At 67.6% G+C, this 24,943-nt stretch carries 26 protein-coding genes and 1 tRNA gene; 16 read left to right on the top strand and 11 right to left on the bottom strand.

Annotation, left to right across the window (positions count from 1 at the left end; all coding sequences use genetic code 11):
* Positions 1–26: 26 nt before the first annotated feature.
* On the bottom strand, positions 27–725 hold the full coding sequence (locus ACNPNP_RS05800; RefSeq protein WP_448965103.1) for an MgtC/SapB family protein: 699 nt from the start codon (positions 723–725) through the stop codon (positions 27–29).
* Positions 726–734: 9 nt separating this feature from the next.
* Positions 735–1,427, bottom strand: coding sequence for an HAD family hydrolase (locus ACNPNP_RS05795; RefSeq protein WP_448965102.1), 693 nt, complete (start codon positions 1,425–1,427; stop codon positions 735–737).
* 89 nt (positions 1,428–1,516) lie between these two features.
* Here ACNPNP_RS05795 and ACNPNP_RS05790 point away from each other — a divergent pair, with 89 nt between their 5' ends.
* The 7 genes from ACNPNP_RS05790 (at position 1,517) to ACNPNP_RS05760 (ending at position 8,798) form a co-directional block, all read left to right on the top strand.
* On the top strand, positions 1,517–2,446 hold the full coding sequence (locus tag ACNPNP_RS05790) for a sugar-binding transcriptional regulator (RefSeq protein ID WP_448965101.1): 930 nt from the start codon (positions 1,517–1,519) through the stop codon (positions 2,444–2,446).
* A 92-nt stretch (positions 2,447–2,538) separates the two neighbouring features.
* The gene (gene eno, locus ACNPNP_RS05785) at positions 2,539–3,819 is read left to right on the top strand and encodes a phosphopyruvate hydratase (protein WP_448965100.1); all 1,281 of its coding nucleotides are present in this window, start codon (positions 2,539–2,541) and stop codon (positions 3,817–3,819) included.
* Between the two features lie 49 nt (positions 3,820–3,868).
* Positions 3,869–4,405: an FtsB family cell division protein gene (locus ACNPNP_RS05780; protein ID WP_448965099.1), complete on the top strand. Its 537-nt coding sequence runs from the start codon at positions 3,869–3,871 to the stop codon at positions 4,403–4,405.
* A 62-nt stretch (positions 4,406–4,467) separates the two neighbouring features.
* Entirely contained in the window at positions 4,468–4,986 is a 519-nt protein-coding gene (locus ACNPNP_RS05775) for a DUF501 domain-containing protein (protein WP_448965098.1), read from the top strand.
* The gene (locus ACNPNP_RS05770; protein WP_448965097.1) at positions 4,983–6,296 is read left to right on the top strand and encodes a S8 family serine peptidase; all 1,314 of its coding nucleotides are present in this window, start codon (positions 4,983–4,985) and stop codon (positions 6,294–6,296) included. The genes ACNPNP_RS05775 and ACNPNP_RS05770 overlap by 4 nt, the downstream gene beginning before the upstream one ends.
* A gap of 35 nt (positions 6,297–6,331) precedes the next feature.
* Positions 6,332–7,813, top strand: coding sequence for an NAD(P)/FAD-dependent oxidoreductase (locus tag ACNPNP_RS05765; protein ID WP_448965096.1), 1,482 nt, complete (start codon positions 6,332–6,334; stop codon positions 7,811–7,813).
* A 169-nt stretch (positions 7,814–7,982) separates the two neighbouring features.
* Positions 7,983–8,798: a CPBP family intramembrane glutamic endopeptidase gene (locus tag ACNPNP_RS05760; RefSeq protein WP_448965095.1), complete on the top strand. Its 816-nt coding sequence runs from the start codon at positions 7,983–7,985 to the stop codon at positions 8,796–8,798.
* Between the two features lie 46 nt (positions 8,799–8,844).
* On the opposite strand, the gene ACNPNP_RS05755 is transcribed toward ACNPNP_RS05760, so the two are convergent.
* Positions 8,845–8,917 (bottom strand) — tRNA-Leu (locus ACNPNP_RS05755).
* A 57-nt stretch (positions 8,918–8,974) separates the two neighbouring features.
* Here ACNPNP_RS05755 and ACNPNP_RS05750 point away from each other — a divergent pair.
* The 3 genes from ACNPNP_RS05750 to ACNPNP_RS05740 all read left to right on the top strand — a co-directional run bounded on the left by ACNPNP_RS05750 (position 8,975) and on the right by ACNPNP_RS05740 (position 12,156).
* Positions 8,975–10,210 carry an alanine racemase gene (locus tag ACNPNP_RS05750; protein WP_448965094.1) on the top strand — a complete coding sequence of 412 codons (1,236 nt, stop codon included), beginning with the start codon at positions 8,975–8,977 and terminating at the stop codon, positions 10,208–10,210.
* Positions 10,207–11,520 carry a D-arabinono-1,4-lactone oxidase gene (locus tag ACNPNP_RS05745; protein ID WP_448965093.1) on the top strand — a complete coding sequence of 438 codons (1,314 nt, stop codon included), beginning with the start codon at positions 10,207–10,209 and terminating at the stop codon, positions 11,518–11,520. Before ACNPNP_RS05750 ends, ACNPNP_RS05745 begins: the two co-directional genes overlap by 4 nt.
* A 69-nt stretch (positions 11,521–11,589) precedes the next feature.
* Complete coding sequence (locus ACNPNP_RS05740) at positions 11,590–12,156, top strand: LemA family protein (protein ID WP_448965092.1); 567 nt, start codon at positions 11,590–11,592, stop codon at positions 12,154–12,156.
* Positions 12,157–12,160: 4 nt separating this feature from the next.
* Here ACNPNP_RS05740 and ACNPNP_RS05735 read toward each other — a convergent pair whose 3' ends face one another.
* Both ACNPNP_RS05735 and ACNPNP_RS05730 read right to left on the bottom strand, forming a co-directional pair.
* Positions 12,161–13,048 carry a hypothetical protein gene (locus ACNPNP_RS05735; protein ID WP_448965091.1) on the bottom strand — a complete coding sequence of 296 codons (888 nt, stop codon included), beginning with the start codon at positions 13,046–13,048 and terminating at the stop codon, positions 12,161–12,163.
* 10 nt (positions 13,049–13,058) lie between these two features.
* Entirely contained in the window at positions 13,059–14,321 is a 1,263-nt protein-coding gene (locus ACNPNP_RS05730) for a winged helix-turn-helix domain-containing protein (RefSeq protein ID WP_448965090.1), read from the bottom strand.
* Positions 14,322–14,401: 80 nt separating this feature from the next.
* Here ACNPNP_RS05730 and ACNPNP_RS05725 point away from each other — a divergent pair, with 80 nt between their 5' ends.
* Positions 14,402–15,595, top strand: a complete 1,194-nt coding sequence (locus tag ACNPNP_RS05725) for an AI-2E family transporter (protein ID WP_448965089.1) — start codon at positions 14,402–14,404, stop codon at positions 15,593–15,595.
* Positions 15,592–16,821 (top strand): threonine ammonia-lyase, encoded by a 1,230-nt coding sequence (ilvA, locus tag ACNPNP_RS05720; protein ID WP_448965088.1) that lies wholly within the window; start codon positions 15,592–15,594, stop codon positions 16,819–16,821. The genes ACNPNP_RS05725 and ilvA overlap by 4 nt, the downstream gene beginning before the upstream one ends.
* A 21-nt stretch (positions 16,822–16,842) precedes the next feature.
* On the opposite strand, the gene greA is transcribed toward ilvA, so the two are convergent.
* Positions 16,843–17,334, bottom strand: a complete 492-nt coding sequence (gene greA, locus ACNPNP_RS05715; protein WP_448965087.1) for a transcription elongation factor GreA — start codon at positions 17,332–17,334, stop codon at positions 16,843–16,845.
* 116 nt (positions 17,335–17,450) lie between these two features.
* A complete protein-coding gene (locus ACNPNP_RS05710; protein ID WP_448965086.1) occupies positions 17,451–17,837 on the bottom strand; it encodes a DUF4307 domain-containing protein in 387 nt (128 codons plus the stop codon).
* A gap of 68 nt (positions 17,838–17,905) precedes the next feature.
* Here ACNPNP_RS05710 and ACNPNP_RS05705 point away from each other — a divergent pair, with 68 nt between their 5' ends.
* On the top strand, positions 17,906–18,208 hold the full coding sequence (locus ACNPNP_RS05705; RefSeq protein ID WP_448965085.1) for a hypothetical protein: 303 nt from the start codon (positions 17,906–17,908) through the stop codon (positions 18,206–18,208).
* A gap of 7 nt (positions 18,209–18,215) precedes the next feature.
* Here ACNPNP_RS05705 and ACNPNP_RS05700 read toward each other — a convergent pair whose 3' ends face one another.
* Genes ACNPNP_RS05700 through trhA form a run of 3 tightly spaced genes read right to left on the bottom strand, consistent with a single transcriptional unit; the run spans position 18,216 to position 20,250 of the window.
* Positions 18,216–18,983, bottom strand: a complete 768-nt coding sequence (locus tag ACNPNP_RS05700) for an SDR family NAD(P)-dependent oxidoreductase (protein ID WP_448965084.1) — start codon at positions 18,981–18,983, stop codon at positions 18,216–18,218.
* Positions 18,983–19,456: an S-ribosylhomocysteine lyase gene (locus tag ACNPNP_RS05695; protein WP_448965083.1), complete on the bottom strand. Its 474-nt coding sequence runs from the start codon at positions 19,454–19,456 to the stop codon at positions 18,983–18,985. The genes ACNPNP_RS05700 and ACNPNP_RS05695 overlap by 1 nt, the downstream gene beginning before the upstream one ends.
* Positions 19,457–19,515: 59 nt before the next feature.
* Positions 19,516–20,250: a PAQR family membrane homeostasis protein TrhA gene (gene trhA / locus ACNPNP_RS05690; protein ID WP_448965082.1), complete on the bottom strand. Its 735-nt coding sequence runs from the start codon at positions 20,248–20,250 to the stop codon at positions 19,516–19,518.
* 99 nt (positions 20,251–20,349) lie between these two features.
* Here trhA and ACNPNP_RS05685 point away from each other — a divergent pair, with 99 nt between their 5' ends.
* From ACNPNP_RS05685 to ACNPNP_RS05675, 3 genes are all read left to right on the top strand, one after another.
* Entirely contained in the window at positions 20,350–21,132 is a 783-nt protein-coding gene (locus tag ACNPNP_RS05685) for an isoprenyl transferase (protein ID WP_448965081.1), read from the top strand.
* 65 nt (positions 21,133–21,197) lie between these two features.
* Positions 21,198–22,307: an aminotransferase class V-fold PLP-dependent enzyme gene (locus ACNPNP_RS05680; protein WP_448965080.1), complete on the top strand. Its 1,110-nt coding sequence runs from the start codon at positions 21,198–21,200 to the stop codon at positions 22,305–22,307.
* Positions 22,308–22,492: 185 nt separating this feature from the next.
* Positions 22,493–23,854 carry a PhoH family protein gene (locus ACNPNP_RS05675; RefSeq protein ID WP_448965079.1) on the top strand — a complete coding sequence of 454 codons (1,362 nt, stop codon included), beginning with the start codon at positions 22,493–22,495 and terminating at the stop codon, positions 23,852–23,854.
* A 113-nt stretch (positions 23,855–23,967) separates the two neighbouring features.
* Here the strand turns inward: ACNPNP_RS05675 and ACNPNP_RS05670 are convergent, their stop codons facing one another.
* Positions 23,968–24,804, bottom strand: a complete 837-nt coding sequence (locus ACNPNP_RS05670) for a DUF559 domain-containing protein (protein ID WP_448965078.1) — start codon at positions 24,802–24,804, stop codon at positions 23,968–23,970.
* Positions 24,805–24,943: the final 139 nt, after the last annotated feature.

The following is a 24,943-nucleotide window of genomic DNA, read 5'->3' as shown; positions in this document are numbered from 1 at the left end:
GCGGCTCCCACCCCATTCGCATCGAGTCAGTCGTCGTCGTCCGTGCCGGAGATCACTGATTCGACCCCGTCGATCTCGGAGAGCTGACCGACCAACGCAGGGAACTCGGAGAGGTCGCCGGTGAAGCGGAGCGTCAGTTCACGCAGCTTCGACTCGTCGTCGCTGCTCGCCTCCTCCAGCGCCGAGTGGTATCCCTGACGAGCCGACATCTCCAGCACCTGCCTCAGGACGTTGTTACCGCGGCGGTAACGGATCGTGAGGACGGGATGGGGAATGTCGGGGCTGATGAGCCTTCCGACGAACGTGAGCACGCCGACCGTCAGCAGATGCAGCGCCGTGGCCGCTACGGCGATGATCGGCATACCTGCACCGCATGCCATGCCGATCGCGGCGGTCACCCAGATCGACGCCGCAGTCGTCAGGCCGCTGACCGCGCCCCGTCGCACGAAGATCACGCCGGCGCCGAGGAATCCGATGCCGGAGACTATCTGCGCGGCGATGCGCGACGGATCGAGGATCACTTCAGCGCCGACGACGTTGCTGAAGCCGTACGCCGAGACGAGTGTGAAGACTGCAGAGCCGAGTCCGACCAGAGTGTGCGTGCGCAAGCCGGCGCTCTTCAGCTTGCGTTGACGCTCGACGCCGATGATCGCCGAGAGAACGAAGGCGACGGCCAGCAATGCGATCTCAGTGAGGGTGGTCGCCGAGTACAGCTCGATGAGCATGACGAACCTTCAGTCGAGTCGCACGAGCAGTCGATCGCCCGTGCTTTCGATGCGGACGGCCTCCAGGGTGTCCACGACGACGTGAGCGCATTCCTCCAACTGTTCGCGCGTGTCGGTGCCGAGTATGCCGATCACCAGGCATCCGGCGGCCGTGGCCGAGGTCGCACCGGCCACGGTGTCCTCGAACGCGATCACGACGCCGACGTGCCCCCGCTGGGCGAGCTGCTGGATGCCGAGCAGGAACGGCTCTGCCGCTGGTTTGCTCTGCGTGACGTCGTCGCCGGTCACTCTGAACGCCGGAGCGGTGAGCTCGGTGGCTCCGAGTCGGGCCACGGCCACATCTCGCGCCGCAGAGGTCACGACGCCCCAGCGCCCGTCGGGCAGGGCAGCGAGCAGCCGCTGCGCCCCGGGGAGCGAGGTGAGCTTCTGCCCGGGTCGCGCCTCGATCTCTGCGAGCCGTGCCACTGCCCGTTCATGTGCGGAGCCGGAGAGCCCGGATGCAAGGACGACGGCCCCCGCGGTCTTGCCGTGCATGGTCGAAGACGGGACGGGGACGCCGTGCTCGGCTGCCCAGATCCGCCAGGCGCTCTCGACGGCGGCGATCGAATCGACGATCGTGCCGTCCATATCGAACAGCGCGCCACCGATCAGGATCGGTTCTCCCCGCTTCAAAGCGGCAGCGAGAGTGGTGAGGCGATTCATGCAGCATCCGTTCCTGTCGTGGCCGACGTGGTGCCGACAACGTCACCAGGCTATGGTGAAACGCTCATAAGTCGTCGTAGAGTGCACTTATGAGCAAATTGCTGCCCCTGGATCAGCAGGTACTCCACGTCTATGTCGCGCTGCAGAACCTCGCGCACGGGCGCGCCGTCAACGACATCGCCGACGAGATCGGACGCTCCCGATTCGCGACCGCGCGCATGGTGCGCAGGGCACGCGAACTCGGCCTGGTCGAAGTGCGCGCGACGGTCGCAGACCCTGTCGATGTGGAGCTCTCAGCGCGGCTCGCACAGCGGTTCGGTCTGCAGTCCGCGCTCGTCGTGGCGACCTATTCGACCAACGAGCTGAAGGTGCGCGAGGCGATCGCCGCGGTCACGGCTCGCGTCATCGTCGAGACCATCGAGGAGGACGATGTCGTGGGCTTCACGCCTGGGCGGACCCTCGTGCTCGCTTCTCGTGCGATCGCACAGCTTCCCTGCGCCGACGTCGTGCAGCTCACCGGCATCGGACTGCCCCGACTCGAAGACGGCGTCGAGGTGATCTCCAACGTCGGCCGCGCAGCCGGCGGCGCGACCTATCCGCTCTACGCGCCGATCCTGATCGAGCCCGAGGCCCGCGCGATCCTCAAGCATCCGGTGATACAGCACACGCTCGCCCGTTTCGACCACGTGAAGAAGGCGTTCCTCACCATCGGCGGATGGCCGAGCGCCTCACTGCTGGCGCAGCACCTCACCGAGACGGGGGAGCTGGACGGCTTCGCGGAGAAGGGGGTCATCGCCGAGTACGGAACATCTTTGCTCGATGAGACCGGTCGCACGGTACCCGGGCTGGAGGGCCGATTCGTCGGCATCGCGGAGGAGCAGCTGCGTGACATCGGCCTGAAGGTCGCGATCGGCGGTGGCGAGGGCAAAGAACGCGCGGTCAGCGCCGTGCTGCGCTCCGGAATGGCGGACATCATCATCACGGACGTGCGCTCAGCGCAGCTCGCCCTCCAGGACTGACCCGCATGTGAACGACGGATGCCGCGCACTAGACTGACGGTGGATCGACGACGCTCCACCACAAACCCTTTCCCTGAGCAAGGAGCACATACGTGGCACTCATCGAGGCTGTAGGCGCACGCGAGATTCTGGATTCACGCGGCAACCCGACCGTCGAGGTGGAGGTGCTCCTCGACGACGGAATCGTCCAGCGTGCAGCCGTCCCCTCCGGCGCATCCACCGGCGCGTTCGAGGCATATGAACTGCGCGACGGCGACAAGAGCCGTTACGGCGGCAAGGGCGTGCTGAAGGCCGTCGACGCCATCATCGACGAGCTCGGCCCGGCACTGGAGGGCGTCGAGGCGAGCGAGCAGCGCATCGTCGACGAGATCCTCAACGAGACCGACGGTACAGAGAACAAGCAGCGCACCGGCGCCAACGCCATCCTCGGCGTCAGCCTGGCCGTCGCGAAGGCCGCAGCCGACAGCGCCGACCTCCCGCTGTTCCGCTACCTCGGCGGTTCGAACGCGCACGTTCTGCCCGTCCCGCTGTTCAACGTCATCAACGGCGGCTCGCACGCCGACAACGGCATCGACATGCAGGAGTTCTTCCTCGCCCCGATCGGCGCGGAGACCTACAGCGAGGCGCTGCGCTGGGGCGTGGAGACCTACCACGTGCTCAAGGGCGAGTTGAAGGCGGCGGGCTTCGCCACCGGACTCGGCGACGAGGGCGGCTTCGCCCCCGATCTGCCCAGCAACCGTGACGGCCTCGAGTTCCTCATCAAGGCGATCGAGAAGGCCGGATTCACCCCCGGCACCGACATCGCCCTCGGCCTGGATGCTGCAGCCACCGAGTTCTACAACGACGGCGTCTACCGCCTCGACAACAAGGACTGGGACGCCGCAGCACTCACCGAGTACTACGTGGGCCTCGTGAACGACTTCCCGATCATCACGATCGAGGACGGCCTCGCCGAGGACGACTGGGACGGCTGGAAGGGTCTCACCGACGCGCTGGGCTCGAAGCTGCAGCTCGTCGGCGACGACCTGTTCGTCACCAACCCGGCCCGCCTGGCCGACGGGATCAAGCGCGGCGTCGCGAACTCGCTGCTCGTGAAGGTCAACCAGATCGGCACGCTGACCGAGACGTTCGATGCCGTCAGTCTCGCCCACCGCTCGGGGTACACCGCGATGCTCTCGCACCGCTCAGGAGAGACCGAGGACACGACGATCGCCGACCTCGTGGTGGCGACGAACTCCGGTCAGATCAAGGCTGGTGCGCCTGCTCGCAGCGAGCGCGTCGCGAAGTACAATCAGCTTCTGCGCATCGAAGAGGAGCTCGGCGACGCCGCGGTGTTCGCGGGTCGCTCGGCGTTCCCGCGTCTGCAGGGCTGATCGCCTGAGGGCTGAGCGCGACTGAGACGGAATCACGGAAGGGGGAGTCATGGCGAGACGTCCGACTCCCCCTTCCGTATCCCGTCCGAACGCGCGGCCCGTCCCGAGTGCGGCGAAACCGCGCTCGTCCCGAACATCCCGGACGGCAGCCCGTGAGGTCGACGTACGCGAGTGGGCGTCCGGCATCCGTCTGTCCGGATTCATGGTCATCATGCTCTCCCTCGTCGTGCTCGGCGCCTGGGTGCTGGTGCCGACGCTCGGCACGTACATCGATCAGCGGCAGAAGATCGCTGCTCTCGAGGCATCGGTGAAGGTGAGCGCGGAAGAGATCGAGGCGCTCGAGCAGGAGCAGGAGCGCTGGGAGGACCCGGCCTACATCACCACCCAGGCACGCGAGCGTCTCTACTACGTCAAGCCGGGCGAGGTCGTCTACCTCGTGGACAACGACCTCGACCCCGCGTCCCTGCCACAGGAGCAGACGCCGGTGAGCGACGAGCTCGAGAAGACACCCGCCGATTGGATGCCGCAGCTTCTGCGCACGATCGCGGGGGCAGGGCTCGCTCAGAACGCCACGTCCGGCGAATGACAGACCCGCCAATGGGCGGTCACTGAGGGATCGCTCAGGCTCTCCTCCCGTAGGCTGGGCAGGTGCCGACTCCGCCCTTCGCTCCGCCCACACCTGCCGAGATCGACGTCGTATCCGCGCAGCTGGGTCGTCCTGCACGCGGCGTGGTCGGTGTCGCGGCGCGGTGCGTGTGCGGAAACCCCACTGTGGTGGCCACGAGCCCGCGTCTGCCGGACGGCTCACCGTTCCCGACCTTCTACTATCTGACCCATCCCGCGGCGACTGCGGCGATGTCGACGCTCGAGGCCACCCAGGTGATGCCAGAGCTCGCAGCGCTGCTGGAGGACGCGGATGTCGCGGCGTCGTACTCGGCAGCGCATGAGGCCTATATCGCCGACCGCGCGCAGTTCGGTGACGTCGCAGAGATCGCCGGCATCTCAGCAGGCGGCATGCCCACGCGGGTCAAGTGCCTGCATGCCCTGGCCGGTCATGCGCTCGCGGCCGGTCCCGGCGTCAATCCGATCGGAGATGTCGCACTCGCACGTTCCTCCTGGTCTCCCGAGCGGTGCCAGTGCGAAGTCCCCGGAGCTGCGACCGCATGAAGGTGAAGACGATGCTGCGCAGCACCGTCGCACTCGCGGCGGTGGCGGCATCCGTTCTGCTCACCGGCGCGACGGCGACTCCGACCCCGACGCCGACTCCAGGGCCCGTTCCGGACAATCCGAGCGATCCGGTACGGGCGTCGGAGTACTGGCTGGACGGGGCAGGCATCCGCGAGGCGTGGAAGACCACGCGCGGTGAAGGAGTGACGATCGCGATCATCGACACCGGCATCGGCAAGGTGCCCTCGGTGTTCGGCGATGCCGTCGTCGATGGCACCGACGTCTCGGGCAGCGGCACTCCAGACGGGCGAACCCCCGTGGGCGCCATCGACAGCGATCACGGCTCCTGGGTCGCGTCGCTCGCTGCCGGTCGCGGCAAGGCAGACGGCACCGGAATGATCGGCGTGGCGCCGGAGGCGGAGCTGCTCTCCGTCTCCGTCGGATTCGGTGCCGCAGCGGCGGTGCCGTTCGTCGAGCAGGTGCCGGAGGCCATCCGATGGTCGGTCGACCACGGCGCCGACATCATCAACATGTCCTTCACGACGAACACCCTCGATTGGGACAAGAGCTGGGACGATGCCTTCCTCTATGCCTTCGAGCACGACGTCGTCGTCGTGGTCGCCGCAGGCAACCGGGGCAGCGGCACCGATGTCATCGGAGCGCCGGCCACCATCCCCGGGGTGCTCACGGTCGGCGGCGTGGATCAGACGGGCACGGCCAGCATCGAGGCATCGACGCAGGGGATCACGATCGGCATCTCGGCACCCAGCGAAGGACTGCGCGGCGTCTCCGCCGACGGCGAGGTGATCCAGTGGCGCGGCACGAGCGGCGCGTCACCCATCGTCGCGGGAGTCGCTGCACTGATCCGCGCGGCGCACCCCGATCTGGATGCCGCGAACGTGATCAACCGGATCATCCAGACGGCGCTGCCGGTGCCGGGAGTGACGGAGACGCCCGACCCGCAGTACGGGTACGGGCTTCTGGACGCGTCTGCGGCGATCGCAGCATCCGTGCCCCTCGTCGATGAGAACCCCATGGGGGATCTCGCGGAGTGGGTGCGTCTTTATCGTCGTGCCGACGCGGAGCCGGCTCCCGAGCCCGAGGTCACGCCGGTCGAGATCGCCCCGCTGCCTGCGGCGGATCCGCCGACCGAACCGGGTTCTCCGCTGCTTCCGAGCGCCGATTCACTGCGATACGGCACGCTGCCGCTCATCGCACTCACCGTCCCTGGTATTCTTATCGCGCTAGGCGTCACCGCTGCTGCCCGGCGCATCCGATCGGCGCGCAAGCAAAGCACGCCAGCACCCTGACTAGGAGTTGTCCCTCTGTGCCTGAGAACAGCACTGTGCCCAAGATTCTGATCGTCGGTGGCGGCTACGCGGGCTTCTATACGGCTTGGAAGCTCGAGAAGCACCTCCGTAAGAACGAAGCCGATGTGACCATGGTCGATCCGCTGCCGTACATGACGTACCAGCCGTTCCTTCCAGAGGTCGCGGCCGGCTCGATCGAAGCACGTCACGCGGTCGTCGCGCACCGTCGCCACCTGAAGCGGACCCATGTCCTCACCGCGAAGGTGACGGGCATCGACCACGCGAACAAGGTCGCGACCATCACTCCTCCGGTCGGTGACCCCTACGAGTTCGCGTACGACCAGATCGTGGTCACCGCTGGTGCGGTCTCGCGCACGTTCCCGATTCCGGGGATCGCCGACAACGCGATCGGCCTGAAGACGATCGAAGAGGCCGTCGCAGTGCGCGACAAGCTGATGTCGAACTTCGACAAGGCTGCTGCGCTGCCGGCCGGTCCCGAACGCGACCGCCTGCTCACCACCGTCGTCGTCGGCGGTGGCTTCGCCGGTATCGAGGTGTTCGCCGAACTTCGTTCGCTCGCCTCGTCGCTGCTGTCGAAGTATCCGCAGCTGCGCTTCGAGGACACCCACTTCCACCTCATCGAGGCCATGGGGCGCATCATGCCCGAGGTCTCGCTGAAGACGAGCGAATGGGTGCTGAAGGACCTCGCCAAGCGCGGGGCCAACGTGCACCTAGACACGCAGGTGCAGGGAGCAGTCGACGGAAACGTCGCCATCTCCACCGGCGAGGTCATCCCGACCGACCTGATCGTCTGGACAGCCGGTGTCATGGCCAACCCGACGGTGGTGCGCGGCGGCGACCTCCCCGTGGAGGAGCGCGGACGCATCCAGACCCGCGCAGACCTGCGCGTCGGCACGGCGGAGGAGTTCGTCGAAGGCGCATGGGCCGCCGGTGACGTCTCGGCCGTCCCCGACCTCTCCGGCGGTGGAGTCGGCGGTTACTGCGTGCCGAACGCTCAGCACGCGGTGCGTCAGGCGAAGCTGCTCGCGAAGAACCTCACTGCCGTCCTGCGCGGCGAGGAGACGAAGGACTACTTCCACAAGAACCTGGGTGCGGTCGCCGGCCTCGGCCTCTACAACGGCGTGTTCCAGTCGGGCAATCTCGCGCTCAAGGGCTTCGTGGCGTGGATCGCGCACCGCGGCTACCACGGGCTCGCTATGCCCACGTGGGAGCGCAAGTGGCGCGTGCTGTGGGACTGGTGGAACAACCTGTGGCTGGGCCGTGACCTGGTGAACCTGCAGACCGTGCAGAACCCTCGCTACGTCTTCGAGGAGTTCGCCGCACGTCCGCGTCCCGCGGCGGATGCTGCGCCCGCTGCCGCGGCGAAGCCCGCACCCGCGAAGAAGGCTCCCGTCAAGGCTGCTGCGGCCGACGCAGACGAAACCGCCACCGGCAAGGCCGCATCCGCGACGAAGCCTGCCGCGAAGAAGACCACGACGAAGGCTGCTGCGAAGTAGAACACGCTTCCCGCACAACCGGCCCATGCCGCGCTTCGCGCAGCTGGGGCCGGTTTCGTCTGCCACGAGACGTTCCCCGCGCTCGCGCGATCCTGCCTCTGCGGTGTGCACCCGATCGCTAAAGTGGCAGTGCGACTCATCCTCGGGTCGCCCGAACCCGGGGGACCCGATGGCTGAGATCACTTCTGCAGGACCATGGAAGCGCTTCTGGGAGCGTGGAGCGTGGTGGAAGGCGCTCATCCTCGGTATCGCGTACATCGCGTTGTACGAGGGCGCCTCGCTGCTGCTCGGCGCGATCATCGGGGGAGATCTGGGCGAGGAGGGCAGCCCCAGGTACCTGTTGCTCGGTTTCCTCGTGTCGATCGCCATCGGTGGATTGCTGCTGGTTGCTTTCACCGCGTCGCTCGGGTGGTTCAGAGAGCTCTTCGGTCCGCAGCCGATCCGGGGCGGCAGGTGGATGTGGATCGCTGTGGGCGCGGTTCTGCTCTTCAACATCCTGCGCTTCGCCTCGATCGACTACGACACGGCCGGATTCGTGACCGTCGCCGTGTGGATCGTCATCGGACTTCTCATCGGTTTCGCCGAGGAGGTGCTCACGCGCGGGCTCGTCGTGAACATCATGCGCAAGGCGGGCCACCGCGAGATCGTCGTCGCACTCGTCTCTGCGGGGATCTTCGCGCTCTTGCATTCGGTGAACCTGCTCAGCGGCCAGGCGCTCATCCCGACACTCCTGCAGCTCGTCTACACCTTCTTCTTCGGGCTCCTCATGTACCTGGCGCTGCGCGTCACGGGCAATCTGATCTGGCCCGTGCTTCTGCACGCCACCACTGACCCCAGCATCTTTCTCCTCGCCACCTACCCCTCGGGGAGCGCGCTGGGCGGCCTCGCCGGCCTCGGCAACTTCGTGGTCATCGCCGTCGGGCTCATGCTGGCGTTCTTCATCCGTGGACGCGTGGCCGACCGTTCGGCCGCCGTCCTCGGCTGAGCGACGGGGCGGGAGTTCATACGCTCTGACGAGCCCAGGCGAGAAGTGCCCCCACTGGGACTCGAACCCAGACTGAAGCGATTTTAAGTCGCCTGCCTCTGCCATTGGGCTATGGGGGCCCGCATTCACAGCCTAGCTTCGCGGTCACGGGCGAGACGACGTCATAGGGTGGGGGAGTGCTCGACCTCACTGCTGACCTGAGCCGTACCGCCCCGCGCCCTCGCGACTGGGAGAACCCCGCGTCGTGGTGGCCCAGGCTGTCGGAAGCGACCTCGCATCTTCCGGCACCCGTCGCCGTGATCGACCTCGACGCGCTGCGTCACAATGCGATGGATCTACTCGTGCGCGCCGGGGGGATCCCGATCCGTGTCGCCTCGAAATCAGTGCGCGTGCGCGCCGTGCTCGACGCGGTGCTGCGCATCCCCGGGTTCCGCGGCATCCTCGCCTTCACTCTCGCAGAAGCACTGTGGCTCGCAGAGACCCACGATGACATCGTGCTCGGCTATCCGAGCGTCGACCGGGCGAGCCTCGAGAAGCTGGTGCACGACGAGGAGGCCGCTTCGCGCATCACGCTCATGGTGGACGACCTCGCCCATCTCGACCTGATCGACGCCATCGCGCCGCCGGGGAGGCGTGCGACGGTGCGGGTGGCGATAGACGCCGACGCCTCGTGGCGGTCGGCCGCCCTCGGACACATCGGCGTGCGACGCTCCCCGCTGTTCACCGCGGCCGATGTGGCCGGGTTCGCCCGAGCGATCTCTCGTCGACCGGGGTTCCGCGTCGTGGGGCTGCAGATGTACGAGGCGCAGATCGCGGGCCAGGGGGACAACGGCTCGGATGCGCCGTTGATACGGATGGTGCAGGCGCGCTCGCGCGCCGATCTCCGCACCCGACGCGCGGAGATCGCAGACGCCCTCACCTCCATCGCACCGCTCGAGTTCATCAACGGCGGCGGGACGGGGTCGCTGGAGTTCACCGGCAGCGATGAGTCGGTGACCGAGGCATCGGCCGGCAGCGGGCTGCTCGCGGGGCATCTGTTCGACGGGTACCGCTCCTTCCGCCCTGCGCCCGCGAGCGCGTTCGCCTTCGACGTCGTCCGTCGACCGGCTGCCGACATCGCCACGGTGCTCGGCGGCGGCTGGATAGCGTCCGGCCCTGCCATCGGTTCGCGCCAACCGCGTGCGGTCTGGCCGCAGGGCCTGCGGACGATGCCGCGCGAGGCCGCAGGGGAGGTGCAGACCCCTCTGCAGGGGACAGCGGCGCGAACGCTCGAGATCGGTGACCGCGTCTGGTTCCGCCATGCGAAGAGCGGTGAGCCGGCCGAGCGCATCGACGCGTACCACCTGGTCGCCGGGACAGAGGTGACCGATGAGCTGCTCACGTACCGCGGTGAGGGAAAGGCGTTCCTATGACCCGCCCCGGCGGCACGTGGCAGAACTGGGCGCGCTCGGCGAAAGTCAGACCGGCCAGCGTCGAGCGTCCTCGCACTCCGGAGGGCGTGCAGCGCGCCGTGCAGGCGGCGATCGCCCACCGACTCCCGATCAAGGCCGTCGGCGCCGGTCACAGCTTCACAGGAATCGCGGTCGCTCCCGGGGTGCTGCTCGAACTCGACGACATGCAGGGACTGGTGTCGGTCGACAGCGATCGCGCACGCGTGACGCTGCTCGCCGGCACCCGGCTGCACCGGATCCCTCGTCTGCTCGCTCCGCTCGGACTCGCCATGGAGAACCTCGGCGACATCGACCGTCAGTCGATCGCCGGGGCGATCTCGTCGGGCACTCATGGCACGGGGGCACGATTCGGCGGACTCGCGACGCAGGTCGTCGGCGCGACGCTGATCACCGCTGACGGCGAGTTCCTCAGGGTGAGCGACGCCGAGAACGCAGAGCTGCTTCCGGCCGTCGCTCTCGGACTGGGCGCGCTCGGCATCCTCGTCGATGTGACGCTGCAGTGCGTCCCCGCCTTCGTGATGCATGCCGTCGACGAGCCGGCTCCGCTCGAGGAGGTGCTGTCGACGCTCGATGAGCGGGTCTCGGCATCCGATCATTTCGAGTTCTACTGGTTCCCGCACACGGAGGTCGCCCTCACGAAGCGGCAGACCCGGTTGCCGGAGTCGACGCCGCGCAAGCCCCTGCCCGCAGCGGGCAGGTGGATCGACGAGACCCTGCTCTCCAACGGCGTGTACCGGATGGTGTGCGCCGCCGGTCAGGTCGTCCCGGTCATCACCCCGCCGTTCAACCGCCTCGCGGTGAAGTTGACGGGAGACAGGGAGTACATCGACAGATCGCATCGCGTGCTCACCCAGAGCCGGAAGGTGCGATTCCGTGAGATGGAGTACGCACTGCCGGTCGAGAATGTCCTTCCTGCCTTCCAGGCGCTTCGACGGCTGATCGCGGATCGCCGCTGGCGGATCGAGTTCCCCGTCGAGGTGCGCTTCGCCGCGGCCGACGATCGCTGGCTCTCCACCGCCTTCGAGCGTGCGAGCGGATACATCGCGGTGCACCGCTATTGGCGCGCCGAGCCCACCGCGTACTTCGAGGCGGTCGAACGCATCTGCCTCGAGTACGGCGGACGGCCGCACTGGGGGAAACTGCACACGCTGGACGCGGCGCGCCTGCGCGAGCGCTACCCGCGATTCGACGACTTCGTCGCGCTGCGCGATCGACTGGATCCGGAGCGGCGGTTCGCGAACAGATATCTCGACCGCGTGCTCGGACAGTGACGCGTCGCCCAGTTCACGCGCAGGCGCCGTGGTTAGTATGAATAAAACTCATGAAGGGGGTCATGTGCCATGGAATGGCTCATTCCAGTTCTGATCGTCGCTGGCGTACTGGTGCTCATCGGCATCTACTTCTGGGCGACCTACAACTCCCTCGTGCAATTGAACGTCCGCGTCGACGAGGCGTGGAGCGGCATCACGGTGCAGCTCAAGAGACGCGCCGATCTGATCCCCAACCTCATCGAGACGGTCAAGGGGTACGCGTCGCATGAGAAGGCCGTCTTCGAGAACGTCACACGTGCGCGGGCGGAGACTCTCTCCGCGACGAGCCCCGGTGAGGCCGGAATAGCCGAGGGCCATCTGCAGCAGGCGCTGAAGAGCCTGTTCGCGGTCGCTGAGGCGTACCCGCAGCTGCAGGCGAGCCAGAACTTCCTTCAGGTGCAGCACGCCCTCGTCGACACCGAGGACAAGATCCAGGCGGCCCGACGCTTCTACAACGGCGGGGTACGCGAACTGAACACCAAGATCAAGGTGTTCCCGAACAACCTGTTCGCACGAGGCCTCGGCTTCACCGAGCGGGAGTTCTTCGAGGTCGCCGACAACGCGGCGATCTCCGAGCCTCCGCGCGTGCAGTTCTGACGCGTCACCAGACGCTCAGCACGATGTCGTCGCCGGTGAACGTCACGTCGCCGCGCACGCTCCAGTCGGTCGTCCGATAGGTCAACGACTTCGCCGATCCGTCGGGGGCGGTTCCTGCGACGGTGGCGACGAGCACGCCGCCGTCGGCATGGAACTCCGTCGGGGAGAGCACGATCTCCGGTGACTTCTCGATGCGATAGCGGATCTCGCTCACCGCGGCGAGATCGGCCGCCCAGGGGATCACGATGCCGCACGACGACGGAGTGCGCGCAGCGGGCGCGGTGCAGGTCTCGAGATGGTCGTCGAGCTGCGCCTGAGCGGATGCGGTGGCCTCCGGGCGGAGGGCGGCCTCGATGTCGACCTCCTGCGCGCTGCCTGGGTGCACCTCGATCGTCGCGCCCCCGTCGAGGAACTCCGCAGGCGCCGCCGCCACCTCGTACGCAGCGGGAAGCAGTGCGGCCCCTTCGGCCGGCAGCATGATGTCGCCGATGCTGACGGGCACGGCGAATCGCACCGAGCCGAGACCCGTCGCGGCGTCGGGCACCCAGCGTCCGTCGCGCTGCGCGAACTCCAGAGTGCTCTCCTGCCGCGTCCCGGCGAGTTCGTAGGACACGATGACGACCGCGGTGTGCTCGTCCGCGGTCGATGACTCGATCACGCCGGCCGAGAGATGCTCGTCCGCGTCGACGAACGCGGCTGCCGCCGTCTCCGGCACGTCGAGTCCGGTGGCCTCCACTGCCGCGACATCGCCGTCGGCCAATGCGTGCAGGTACGCCAATGCCTGATCGTCGGCGCTGGCTCGCGGCGCCAGCACCCACGCGAGAACGACTGCGGCCACGACCGCGGCCGCAGCGACCGCCCCGATCGTGATCCACAGCGCGCGCCTGCTCACACCCGCTGCCTCACGCCGACTCCTGACGCGCGTGCACATGACGCAGGATGCCGCCGCGTTCGACGTGCAGGGCGCCCGCGACGGCATCTGCGGCATCGCCCCAGCCGGAGACCGAGACGTTCTCCAGGCCCTGCCACGACGCGGCCAGCGCGAGTTCACGGGCGATCGGCTCTGCGTCTTCTCCGCGTGCCTGCGGCTCCCACCACGCCGACTGCACCTGCAGCGTGGACGATGCCCTGTCGGCCTTCAGATCGACGCGCGCAACGATGCGGTCGCCCACCAGCACTGGCAGCGAATAATAGCCGTAGCGCCGTTTGTGCGCGGGCACGTAGATCTCGATGCGGTAGTCGAGGTCGAATGCGCGCAGCGCGCGCTCACGGAACCAGACCACCGGATCGAACGGGGTCAGGATGGCCGCCGCATCGATCCGGCGGGGGAGCACGGCGTCGCGGTGCAGCCATGCGGGCACCGGACGGCCGCCACGTTCCCATCCGCGCACCTGCACGGGCCGCAGTTCACCGCTGTCGACGAGATCGTCGATCGCCCGCCGGATGGCCGCACGATCGCGGATGCGGTAATAGTCGGCGAGATCGGATTCGGTCGCCACACCGGAGGAGGCCGCGGCGCGTCGGACGAGCTCATGGATCGCGTCCTCGCGCGGCACGACCCGCTCTCGCACCTCGGTCGGGATCACCTGCTCTTCCAGTGCGTATTGCCGCTCGAACCCGCGACGACCGCTGATGGCGACATCTCCGGTGCGCCACAGATGCTCGAGAGCGAGCTTCACATCGTCCCAGTCCCACCATGTGCCGCGCTCGCGCGGTGCATCCGCTCGCAACTGCGCCGGTCGCAACGGACCTCGAGTGCGCAGCTCGTCCTTCACCCACGCGATCGTGCGGGCGTTCTGACTCAGCCACGAGTCGGGATCGCGCTCCCAGCGGTTGCGGAACGCCTCCATACGGAACCGCCACAGCGACCAGTCGTCGACCGGCACGAACGTCGCCTCATGCGCGAGGTACTCGACGTAGTGGGTGGTGCGCGAGAAGCAGACCCGATCGAGCAATGCCGGATCATAGGAGCCGAGCCGGGAGAACAGCGGCAGGTAGTGGCTGCGCGCGAACACGTTGACGGAATCGATCTGCAGCACCCCGAGCTGCTGCATCGTGCGATGCACGTGACGGGCCGAGACGACCGCAGTCGGGCGGCGCCGGGTGAACCCCTGAGCAGCCAGGGCGATGCGTCGAGCCTGGACGGCGCTGAGAGTCTCGGTCACGTCGTCAGCGTATCGTCCGCCTCCGACATGGACGACGACCCCTCGCAGCATCCGTCCAGCCCCGCAACTAGACTTACGCCATGACGGATGAGCAGCGCCCTCGCAAGCGTGATCTTCTGTGGGGTCGCATGCCGACAGACCGCACGATGACGACGGAGGCCGACAACGCCGTACCGCTCTCGTTGCGCGTCGCGGCCGGTTACGCGTGGAGGCTGCTGCTGATCGCGGCGGCCGCCGGCGTGATCATCTGGCTCGTGATCCAGCTCAAGCTGCTCGTGATCCCGCTGCTGATCGGCATCCTCATCACGGCACTGCTGTGGCCGGTGTTCGAGCTCATGCTGCGCAACCGCTTCCCACGGTGGCTCGCGATCACCATCGTGCTCATCGGCACCCTCGCGATCGTCGCCGGACTGCTGTGGCTGGTCGGATGGCAGGTGGCGCGCGAGTGGCCGTCGGTGCAGAAGAGCACCGTGCAGGCCCTCGAGGAGTTCCAGCAATACCTGATGGAAGGGCCTCTGCACCTGTCCGCGGGCCAGATCCAGGACTACATCGATCAGGGCTTCGCGCTGATCCAGGAGCAGGCGCAACTGCTCTGGTCGGGTGCCCTGGCCATCGGATCGACGGCAGGCCACGTGGTCGTCGGCATGCTGCTGACGATCTTCATCCTGATCTGCCTGCTCGCCGACGGCGCGGGCATCTGGCGCTGGACGACGAAACTCTTCCCTCGCGACGCTCGACCGGCCGTCGACGCGGCGGCCCGCAACGGGTGGCGCACGGTCGTCAGCTACGCCAAGACGCAGCTGCTGGTCGCCACGATCGACTCGATCGGCATCGGCATCGGCGCCTTCCTGCTCGGGGTTCCCCTGGCGATCCCGGTGGCCGTGCTCGTCTTCCTCGGCGCGTTCATCCCGATCGTCGGTGCGGTCGCCACCGGCGCCGTCGCCGTCTTCCTCGCGCTGGTCTACAACGATCCGCTCAACGCGTTCTGGATGCTGGTCGTCGTGATCGGCGTGCAGCAGGTCGAAGGACACATCCTGCAGCCGATCCTGATGGGATCCGCCGTCAAGGTGCACCCGCTCGCCGTCGTCCTGGTGGTCGCCGGCGGCTCGATGATCGCGGGCATCCCCGGTGCTCTGTTCGCGGTGCCGCTCGCGGCGTTCGTGAACGTCGTGGCGGTGACGCTCAGCAGCGGTTCGTGGAAGACCGGCAGCAGGCCCACCGGTGATCTGATCTGGAGTACAGTGCCGCGCGAGCGGCGACGGAGGAATACATGAGTGCAGTCCCCAGTCTGGCCGAGTTCGAGGAAGCCGCACGGGGGCTGGAGCGAGTGATCTCGCACACGCCGACGCTGCCGTCCAGGGCGCTGTCCGACATCCTCGGCGAACCCGTGGTGCTGAAGATGGAGAACCTCCAGCGCACGGGATCCTTCAAGATCCGCGGCGCTGCGTACCGGCTCTCGCGCCTCACCGCGGAAGAACGCGCACGGGGGGTGGTCGCGGCATCCGCGGGGAACCACGCACAGGGCGTCGCGCTCGCCGCTCAGGCCCTCGGCATCCCGGCCACCATCTTCATGCCGCTCGGGGTTCCGGTCCCGAAGCTGCTCGCGACCCGCGGCTACGGCGCTGAGGTCGTGCTGGAAGGCGAGACCGTCGCGACGTCGCTGCGCCTCGCCGCCGAGTTCGCGGAGCGCACCGGTGCGGTGATGATCCACCCCTTCGACCACCGCGACGTCGTGGTCGGCCAGGGAACGCTCGGCCTCGAGCTGATCGCCGACGCCCCCGACGTCGACACGATCCTCGTGGGGATCGGCGGCGGCGGCCTGATCGCCGGTGTGGCGGCTGCGGCGAAGGCGGCCGCAGCGCAGGCGGGGCGCACTCTCCGCGTGATCGGCGTGCAGGCCGAGAACGCCGCAGCGATGCCTCCCTCACTCGCCGAAGGGCATCCGGTCGAGATCGAGACGCATCCGACCATCGCGGACGGCATCCTGGTCGCCAAGCCAGGGGTCGTGCCCTTCGAGATCATCCAGGATCTCGTCGACGAGGTCGTCACGGTCACCGACGATGACATCGCCCGCGCGATCCTCGTGCTGCTCGAGCAGGCGAAGGTCGTCGTGGAACCGGCGGGTGCGGTCGGCGTGGCCGCCATCCTCGCGGGCAAGGTCTCCGGCACGGGCAAGACCATGGCCGTGCTCTCCGGTGGGAACATCGACCCGCTGCTGCTGCAGCGCGTCGTGTCGCACGGGCTCGCGGCATCCGGCCGTTATCTGACCATCCGCATCCCGCTGCCCGATCGCCCAGGCCAGCTCGCCAGAGTGTCAGAGCTCGTCTCGCAGGCCGGCGCGAACGTCATGGAGGTCATGCACACCCGCCACGGCCAGGGCCTGCAGATCAGCGAGGTGATTCTGCAGATGAGCATCGAGACCAGGGGAGCCGAGCACACTGAGCTCACCCTCGACACGCTGCGTCAGGCCGGCTACGCCCCGATGGTCGTGCCGGACTGATCGCGAGCGGCGGCGCCGGGCTCAGCCGGCGTAGGTCTCGACGTTCGTGATCTCCACCGAGATCGACTTGCCGTTAGGAGCCTCGTAGCTGGTCTTCTCGCCGACCTTCAGGCCGAGGATCGCCTGACCGAGCGGGCTGGCCTCGCTGTAGACGTCGACATCGCTTCCGGATGCCGCGATCTCGCGGCTGCCGAGCAGGAAGACCTCTTCGCCACCGGCGACGAGCGCCGTCACGACGGTTCCGGGCTCGACGATGCCGCGGCTGACCACGGCCTCGCCGACCTTCGCCGTCTTCAGAAGCTGCTCGAGCGTGCGGATGCGCGCCTCTTGCTTGCCCTGCTCGTCCTTCGCGGCGTGGTAGCCGCCGTTCTCTTTGAGGTCGCCCTCTTCACGGGCGGCTTCGATGCGCTTCGCGATCTCGTCGCGGCCGGTCGTGGACAGCATCTCGAGCTCAGCGACGAGCCGATCGTAGGCCTCTTGCGTGAGGAAGGGTACCTGAGCGTCTGTGGACACAGCGTGCTCCTTAGTCGAACGCCCTTCAGGGCGGTGTTGTCGAACGCCCTCGAGGGCGCGGGGGATATGCCAAGACGCCCCGGCAATTGGCCAGGGCGTCGGTCGTCTCAGGGAGTCTATGCGACCCAGCAGGAGTTCACCAAACCTGTCGTGGCTTCCGCGACGGTCGGCACGGTGGCTGTCAGTTGCTGCATGTGGCCGCCCGAGGCGGGGATCTCGACGATCTTCCAGCCGACCACACCGAACTCCTCGTCGAGCGCTTCGACGGCGCAGGCGAGGTCTCGTCCCTGCGGTGCGGTGACCTGGAAACGCACGGTGACGGTGTGCTCGTCGACGAGTTCGAAGCTCAGATCATCGGCGTCCACGGAGTTCATCGACTGCGCGATGGTCATCCATGACGCGACGATCACGACCACGAGAGCGATCGCCCCGCCGATGATCCACGACGTCCGCGTGCGGCGTCCGCGACCGTATCGTTCGTCGAGCTCGAGTGCAGTCGTCACGGGTGGGGGCTTTCGGTCGTTAGGCTTGTGGTTCCAGGTTATGCGACCTGCGCAGGAAAGGCGGACACATGATCGTGCTGTTCGGAACTGAGACTCCGATTCCGACGCCGACGATGACCGTCGACCCGAATTCCGTCACGCCGGGACCCGCCGGATTCCTCGTGATCGTGCTGGTCGTGGTCGCGGTCGTGCTGCTGATCTGGGACATGAATCGCCGCATCCGCCGCGTGCGCTATCGCGAAGAGGTGCGCGAGGAGCTCGATGCCGAGGAGGCCGCGGCCAAGGATGCGCCTGCCTCGGATGCCGGCACCGCCGCGGATGCGGACGACGACAGCGACTCGGCATCCGGGAACGACGAGTCCGGGCGTTGAGGCCTGCTCAGTGCATGGTCATGCCGCCGGTGACGTTGAGTCCCTGCCCGGTCATGTAGCCCGCCAGATCACTGGCGAGGAAGAGCGCGACGCCTGCGACGTCGTGCACGGTGCCGGTGCGCCCGAGCGGCACCTGCGAGCGGTCCTCGGCGGCCACCTCTTCGGCGGTCATGCCGCGGATCGCGCCGCCCTCGATACGCTCACGGTGCTTCATCGGCGTCTCGATGATGCCGGGGCAGATCGCGTTCACCGTGATACCGCGCGGTGCGAGCTCGACGGCCATGGTCTTCGTGACGCCCAGCACCGCGTGCTTGGAGGCGACGTACGCCGTCATGCCGCGATAGCCGTTCTTGCCGGCCTGCGAGGAGATGAAGATGATCCGGCCGGAGGTGCGGGCCTCGACGAGCCTGCGCGCGACGCCGCGGGCGACGAGGAACGACCCCTTCGCGTTGACGTCGATGTTGCGGTCCCATTCGGCGCTCGTGGTCTCGACGGCGAAACCGATGGTCGAGGTGCCCGCCGCCGTCACGACGACGTCGATCGTTCCCGCCGCGGCGGCGACGGCATCCAGAACGCTCTCGACGGCGCTCTCATCGCTGACGTCGAGCCGGACGGACCACGCGCGCTCACCGGTCTGATTCAGACCTTCAGGCGCACTCAGATCGGCGCTGACCACCGTCGCGCCCTCGCCCAGGAACGCGTCGACGATGCCGGCGCCGATGCCGCTGCCCCCACCGGTGACGAACACCACTCGCGAGCGGAGCTCGTCGAACATCACACTCCCACGCGCTCGAACGCGTCGAGGCTGATGCCCTGTTCGAGGATGTGCTTGGACCACTCCCGTGCGCTGTGCAGACTGTGGTCGCGGTAGTTGCCGCAGCTGACCGCGTCGACACCGGGCACATCGTCCCACGTGATGTCCTCGGCGATCGCCGTGAGGCCGACACGAACGGCCGCGACGACCGCCGCCACGCTCGGCTCGCCCCACGTGATCAGGTGGAAGCCCGTGCGGCAGCCGAACGGCGAGATGTCGATGACGCCCTCGAGGTGGTCGCGCAGCAGACCGGCGAGCACATGCTCGATGGTGTGCAGACCGGCCGTGGGGATCTCGCCCTCGTTCGGCTGCACGAAGCGCACGTCGAAGTTCGAGATCGCATCGCCCTTGGGGCCGTGCTCGGTCTGGATCAGACGCACGTACGGGGCGCGGACAGCGGTGTGATCGAGTGTGAAGCTCTCGACCTCGGCCATGGGATCTCCTTCGTCGTTGCGGTGTTCAGTACTACTTCTATCAGCCGGGGAAGGTGCTGTCAGCCGGGAAGGCCGAGCGACGGCGAGTACGGCGCGATCGAGATCAGCAGGCACGCCGTCCAGTGGCACAGGAAGGCCAGCACGGTGCACAGGTGGAAGATCTCGTGGAATCCGAAATGGCCCGGCCAGGGGTTGGGCTTCTTCAGCGCGTACACGATGGCTCCGCCGGTGTAGAGCAGACCGCCCACGCACACCAGCACCATCATCGCGACGTTCGCGTTCAGCAGGTCGACCATGTACATCACCGCCGCCCAGCCGAGCACGAGATACAGCGCGACGTACAGCCACCGCGGGGCGTTGATCCAGAACACCCGGAACAGGATGCCGAGCAGCGCCCCGCTCCACACCAGGATCAGCAGGAGGGTGCCCTTCTCCGGCAGCAGGGCGTTCACGGCGAGCGGAGTGTAAGTGCCCGCGATCAGCAGCAGGATGTTGGCATGGTCGATGCGCTTGAGCACCAGTTTGGTCTTCGGACCCCAGTTGATGCGGTGATATAGCGCGGAGTTGCCGAACAGCAGCAGAGAACTCGCCATGAAGACGGCGGAGGCCCACTTCGCGGGGGCGCCTTCCGACAGCACGATCAGGACGATGCCGGCGGCGATCGCGACCGGGAACGTCCCGGCGTGCAGCCATCCACGCCAGGTCGGTTTGATCTCGACGACGGCGTCCTCGGTGGCGGCCTTCAGCAGGGGAAGCTTCGGGACCGGGACGGCGTTCGTCTCTGGGTTGGTCACGTGCTCACTCTAAGCCGCGGCGCATTCCGTTGGCTGTACATATCGGCGTCCACGGCCTGCTCACACGGTGAGCACGGACGCTCGCGATAACGTAGGCGAGTGAATGCACGTTCGAGTGAGGGCCGGGGGCCGCTGTACCGGCTGTACGGCAAGAGGCTCCGGCGACAGCTGGATCCGGCATCCGTCCCGCATCACGTCGCCATGATGATCGACGGCAACCGGCGCTGGGCACGGCAGCTCGGTCTTGAATCCCCTGCCGACGGCCATCGCGCAGGTGCGGAGAAGATGCGGGAGTTCCTGGGCTGGTGCGATGACATCGGAGTGCGTGTCGTGTCGCTGTATCTGCTCTCCAGCGACAACCTGCGAAAGCGCGACTCGAGGGAGATCGCCGACCTCATCGAGATCATCGCGGAGCTCGCCGAGTCGCTCGCGGCGAACGGCGACTGGCGGGTCAAGCACGTCGGTCGCTCCGACATCCTGCCCGATGAGCTCGCGCGTGTGCTGCGCGACGCGGAGGAGCGGACCACCGGCCACTCCGGACTGCACGTGAACCTCGCTGTGGGCTACGGCGGACGCAACGAGATCGTCGATGCCGTGCGCTCGATCATCGCCGAGCACGACGCCTCCGGCGGCACGATGGAAGACCTCGCGGCCCACCTCACGCCCGAGATGATCGGCGAGCATCTGTACACCGGCGGCCAGCCCGATCCCGACCTCGTCATCCGCACCAGCGGTGAGCAGCGGCTCAGCGATTTCCTGCTGTGGCAGAGCGCCCACAGCGAGTTCTATTTCGTGGAAGCCCTCGGTCCCGATCTGCGGCAGGTCGACTTCCTCCGGGCTATCCGCGACTACGTCGACCGTGATCGGCGCTTCGGGCGCTGAGCGGCTGCTTCCGCAACTTCACGCGCTGAGCCGTCGAAGGGGCGCCCGCGTGGGAGAATCCTTGCGTGAGCACTTTCGACGAGTACGTCGCGACATTCGACGGCGACCCCGGGTATCTGAACTGGGCGGCGTTCGGGCCGATATCGCCGACCGTCCGCGCCGAGGTGTTCGCCGACGCCGATCTGCTGGGCAGCGGCCGGCCGTCGTCACTGGCGCTGGTCAGCGAACGGTTCGACGAAGCGCGTGATCTCGCGGCCGAGTTGCTCGACGTCGACGCCGAGACGGTGACGTTGCAGCCCTCGTCGACGCACGGACTCATGCACGCGCTCTACGGCCTCAAGGGGACGGTCATCGCCTCGTCGGCGGAGTTCCCGAGCATCAGCATGACGCTCGAACGCGCTTCGCAGGCGTCGGCCGGCGAGTTGGCTCCGCGCTGGATCGAGCCGGAGCACACCTTCGTGACGCCGGATGCCGTCGCCGACGCTCTCGATGATGACGTGACCGCGCTCGCCGTCAGTCATGTCGACTTCCGCACCGGATATCGGGTCGATCTGGCCGCTCTGCGCGAGGTTCTGGGGCCGGATCGTCTCCTGATCGTCGATGCCGTGCAGTCGTTCGGCGTCGTCGACGACGACTACGCCGTGGCGGATGTCGTCGCGGGCCACGGCTACAAGTGGCTGCGTGCTGCGCGCGGCACCGGCTTCACCTCGTTCTCGGCGAAGGCCCGCGAGCGCATCGCACCGATGCTGTCCGGTTTCGCCGGCGTGGAGGGCGGGCTGCCCGTCGACGAGCTGCCGGCGCCGGCGGCATCCGCGCGCGCCTACGCGGTGAACAACCCCGATCAGCTCGCCGTGGCCCGCCTGGCCGTCGGCCTGCGCGACGTGCGCGACGCAGGAGTCGCGGAGATCGAGGCCGCCATCGGCGACCGCGTCGACCGTGCGTTCGAGATCGCGGATCGTCACGGCATCCCCGTGATCACGCCGCGCACGAGGGATCGACGTGCCGGCATCATCACGCTCACACCCGAGGAACCGGCAGCGCTGTCGGCCGCGCTCACGAACGCGGGGGTCGTGGCGACGACCCGCGGCACCACCGTGCGGCTCGGAATCCACGCCGGCACGAGCGACGAGACGCTGCGCATGCTCGACGAAGCGATCAGGACGATCGGCGCCTGAGCCCGCCGAGAGTTCATCTGCGCTTAACATGCCCGCAGGGCGTGTCGCGTGCGCGGGGCGTCAGGGCGGTCGTACGTTCTAGGCATCGGGCACGGTGCCCGTTCGAGTCGGCCTTCGGATCACGACTCGTGGCCCCTGGTCGACTCGTGGCATAGCCGGGAAACATCCCGGGTCGGGAGTGGGTCGTGACCACACGTACAGCACAGCAGTCCACCCGTCAGTCCTCGCGTCGGGCATCCTCAGGGGCGCCGGATCAGGACCTTCGCACCTATGTGCTCGACACTTCGGTGCTGCTGTCGGATCCGCAGGCGTTCTTCCGCTTCGCCGAGCACTCGATCGTCCTTCCGGTCGTGGTGATCACGGAGCTCGAGGGCAAACGTCACGATCCGGAGATCGGATATTTCGCACGGCAGGCGCTTCGGCATCTGGATGAGCTGCGCATCGAGCACGGACGACTCGACTTCCCTGTGCCGATCGGCGAGGGCGGGACGCTGCGTGTCGAGCTGAACAACACCGACGGCTCGGTACTGCCCAGCGGCATCCGTCTCGGCGACAACGACAGCCGCATCCTCGCGGTGGCCATGCATCTCGCAGAGGACGGGCAGGACGTCACGATCGTCTCCAAGGACCTCCCGATGCGCGTCAAGGCGGCGTCTCTCGGCTTGTCCGCTGAGGAGTACCTCGCCGAGCAGGCCGTGGACTCCGGCTGGACCGGTATCGCGAACCTCGACCTCTCCGGCGACGAGATCAGCGATCTGTACGAGAGCGAGGTCGGAATAAGCGAGGACGCGCGCGGGCTTCCGGTCAACACGGGCCTCATCATCCACTCGGAGCGCGGGTCGGCGCTCGGGAGGATCAGTGGCGACGGCGAGTACAAGCTGGTGCGCGGTGATCGCGAGCTGTTCGGGATGCACGGCCGCTCGGCTGAGCAGCGCATCGCGATCGACCTGCTCACCGACCCGGATGTCGGCATCGTCTCGCTCGGCGGTCGTGCCGGCACCGGCAAGTCCGCCCTCGCACTCTGCGCGGGACTGGAAGCGGTGCTGGAGCGGCAGCAGCAGAAGAAGATCATCGTGTTCCGGCCGCTGTTCGCCGTGGGCGGGCAGGAGCTCGGCTACCTCCCCGGTGACCAGGGCGAGAAGATGGGCCCGTGGGGCCAGGCGGTCTTCGACACGCTCGGTTCGGTGGTCTCCGGGAACGTCATGGAGGAGGTCGTCGAACGCGGCATCCTCGAGGTGCTTCCGCTGACGCACATCCGCGGCCGTTCGCTGCACGACGCCTTCGTGATCGTCGACGAGGCGCAGTCGCTGGAGCGCAACGTGCTGCTGACGGTGCTGAGCCGGATGGGTCAGAACTCGCGCGTGGTGCTCACCCACGACGTCGGACAGCGCGACAACCTGCGCGTCGGCCGCCACGACGGCATCGCCTCGGTGATCGAGACGCTGAAGGGCCACGACCTGTTCGCGCACGTGACGCTGATGCGTTCGGAGCGCTCGGCGATCGCCGCCCTCGTCACGGAGCTGCTGGAGGGCGGGGAGCTCAACTGAGCTGGTGAGAGCCTGCCCGCGTCGCCCGCCTCTCTCGGGGGCCGACACGCCAAATGTAGGACGGATTTATACGAAGCGTCCGACAAGTGGCGTGTCGGCTCCCTGGGCGTGTGTCATGCGTGGTCGCGAAGTCGGGTCAACGCTGCGAGGATTGCTGCCTGCACCGACGGCCAATCGTGGATCACCTGGGCGTAGTCGAATCGCAGAGTCTCGTATCCGAGAGCGGATGCCGCGGCATCCCGTATCAGGTCGCGATGACGATGCTCAGCAGAGGCGTGATTCTCCTTGCCGTCGACCTCGAGGATGAGCCGGTCGCCGATCACGAAGTCGACCCGCCCGACGCCGCCCAGAACGACTTGGGTGGTGAGAACCAGCCCGAGGATGTGCAGGCGCAACCGAAGAATCGACTCGAGTCCGCTGTCTGCGTCTCTGCGCGCGAAGTCGACGAGCCAGCGAGCGTACGAGGGCAACGCGGCCCGGATCCTGAGCAAGGCCGCGTGTGAGAGCTTGTGCAGGCGGAGCGCCGATTCGAGCGACGCGAAGAACGATTCGTCACCGTCGCACCGGTGCAGGTGGATCAGTGCGGTCTCCACGGGCACGAGCCCGACAGGCACAAGGCCACGGAAGAAGTGGGTCTTGCAGCGGCAGGCGCTGTGCTCATGCACGCGTCCGCGGCGCCCGACCCACACGTGCGGCTGTCGGTCGTCACTCAACACCCAGATGCCGTGAAGCCGCAGGGCGACTGCACACGTCAAGGCTCCGCCATGGACAGCGGCGCACCGCACATCGTCGTCCAGATCTGATGTGACGAACAAGCCCGGTCTCAGCCGATCGAGATGTCCGGCGCGGACAGCCTTCGTCAACTCCGGACGGCTCACACCGTGCTTCTGGAGTGTGGTGCCGTGGGCGATGCCGCCGAGGCGAGCGAGAAGGAGCTGTGGATCGAACATGCCGCCCAGCATCCGACATCAGCCGGGCGGAGGAACCGGTCAATCCCAGGATCCGTGGACAACTCGTCAACGCGTCAGAACTGTGGACTGTACCAACCAGGGGGGCCGACACGCCAGATGTCGGACCGAAGCGTGAAGT

The organism is Microbacterium xerophyticum (genome assembly GCF_053543555.1).
Note: the sequence above shows the minus strand (reverse complement) of the source record. Positions and strands in the feature narration are given on the sequence as shown.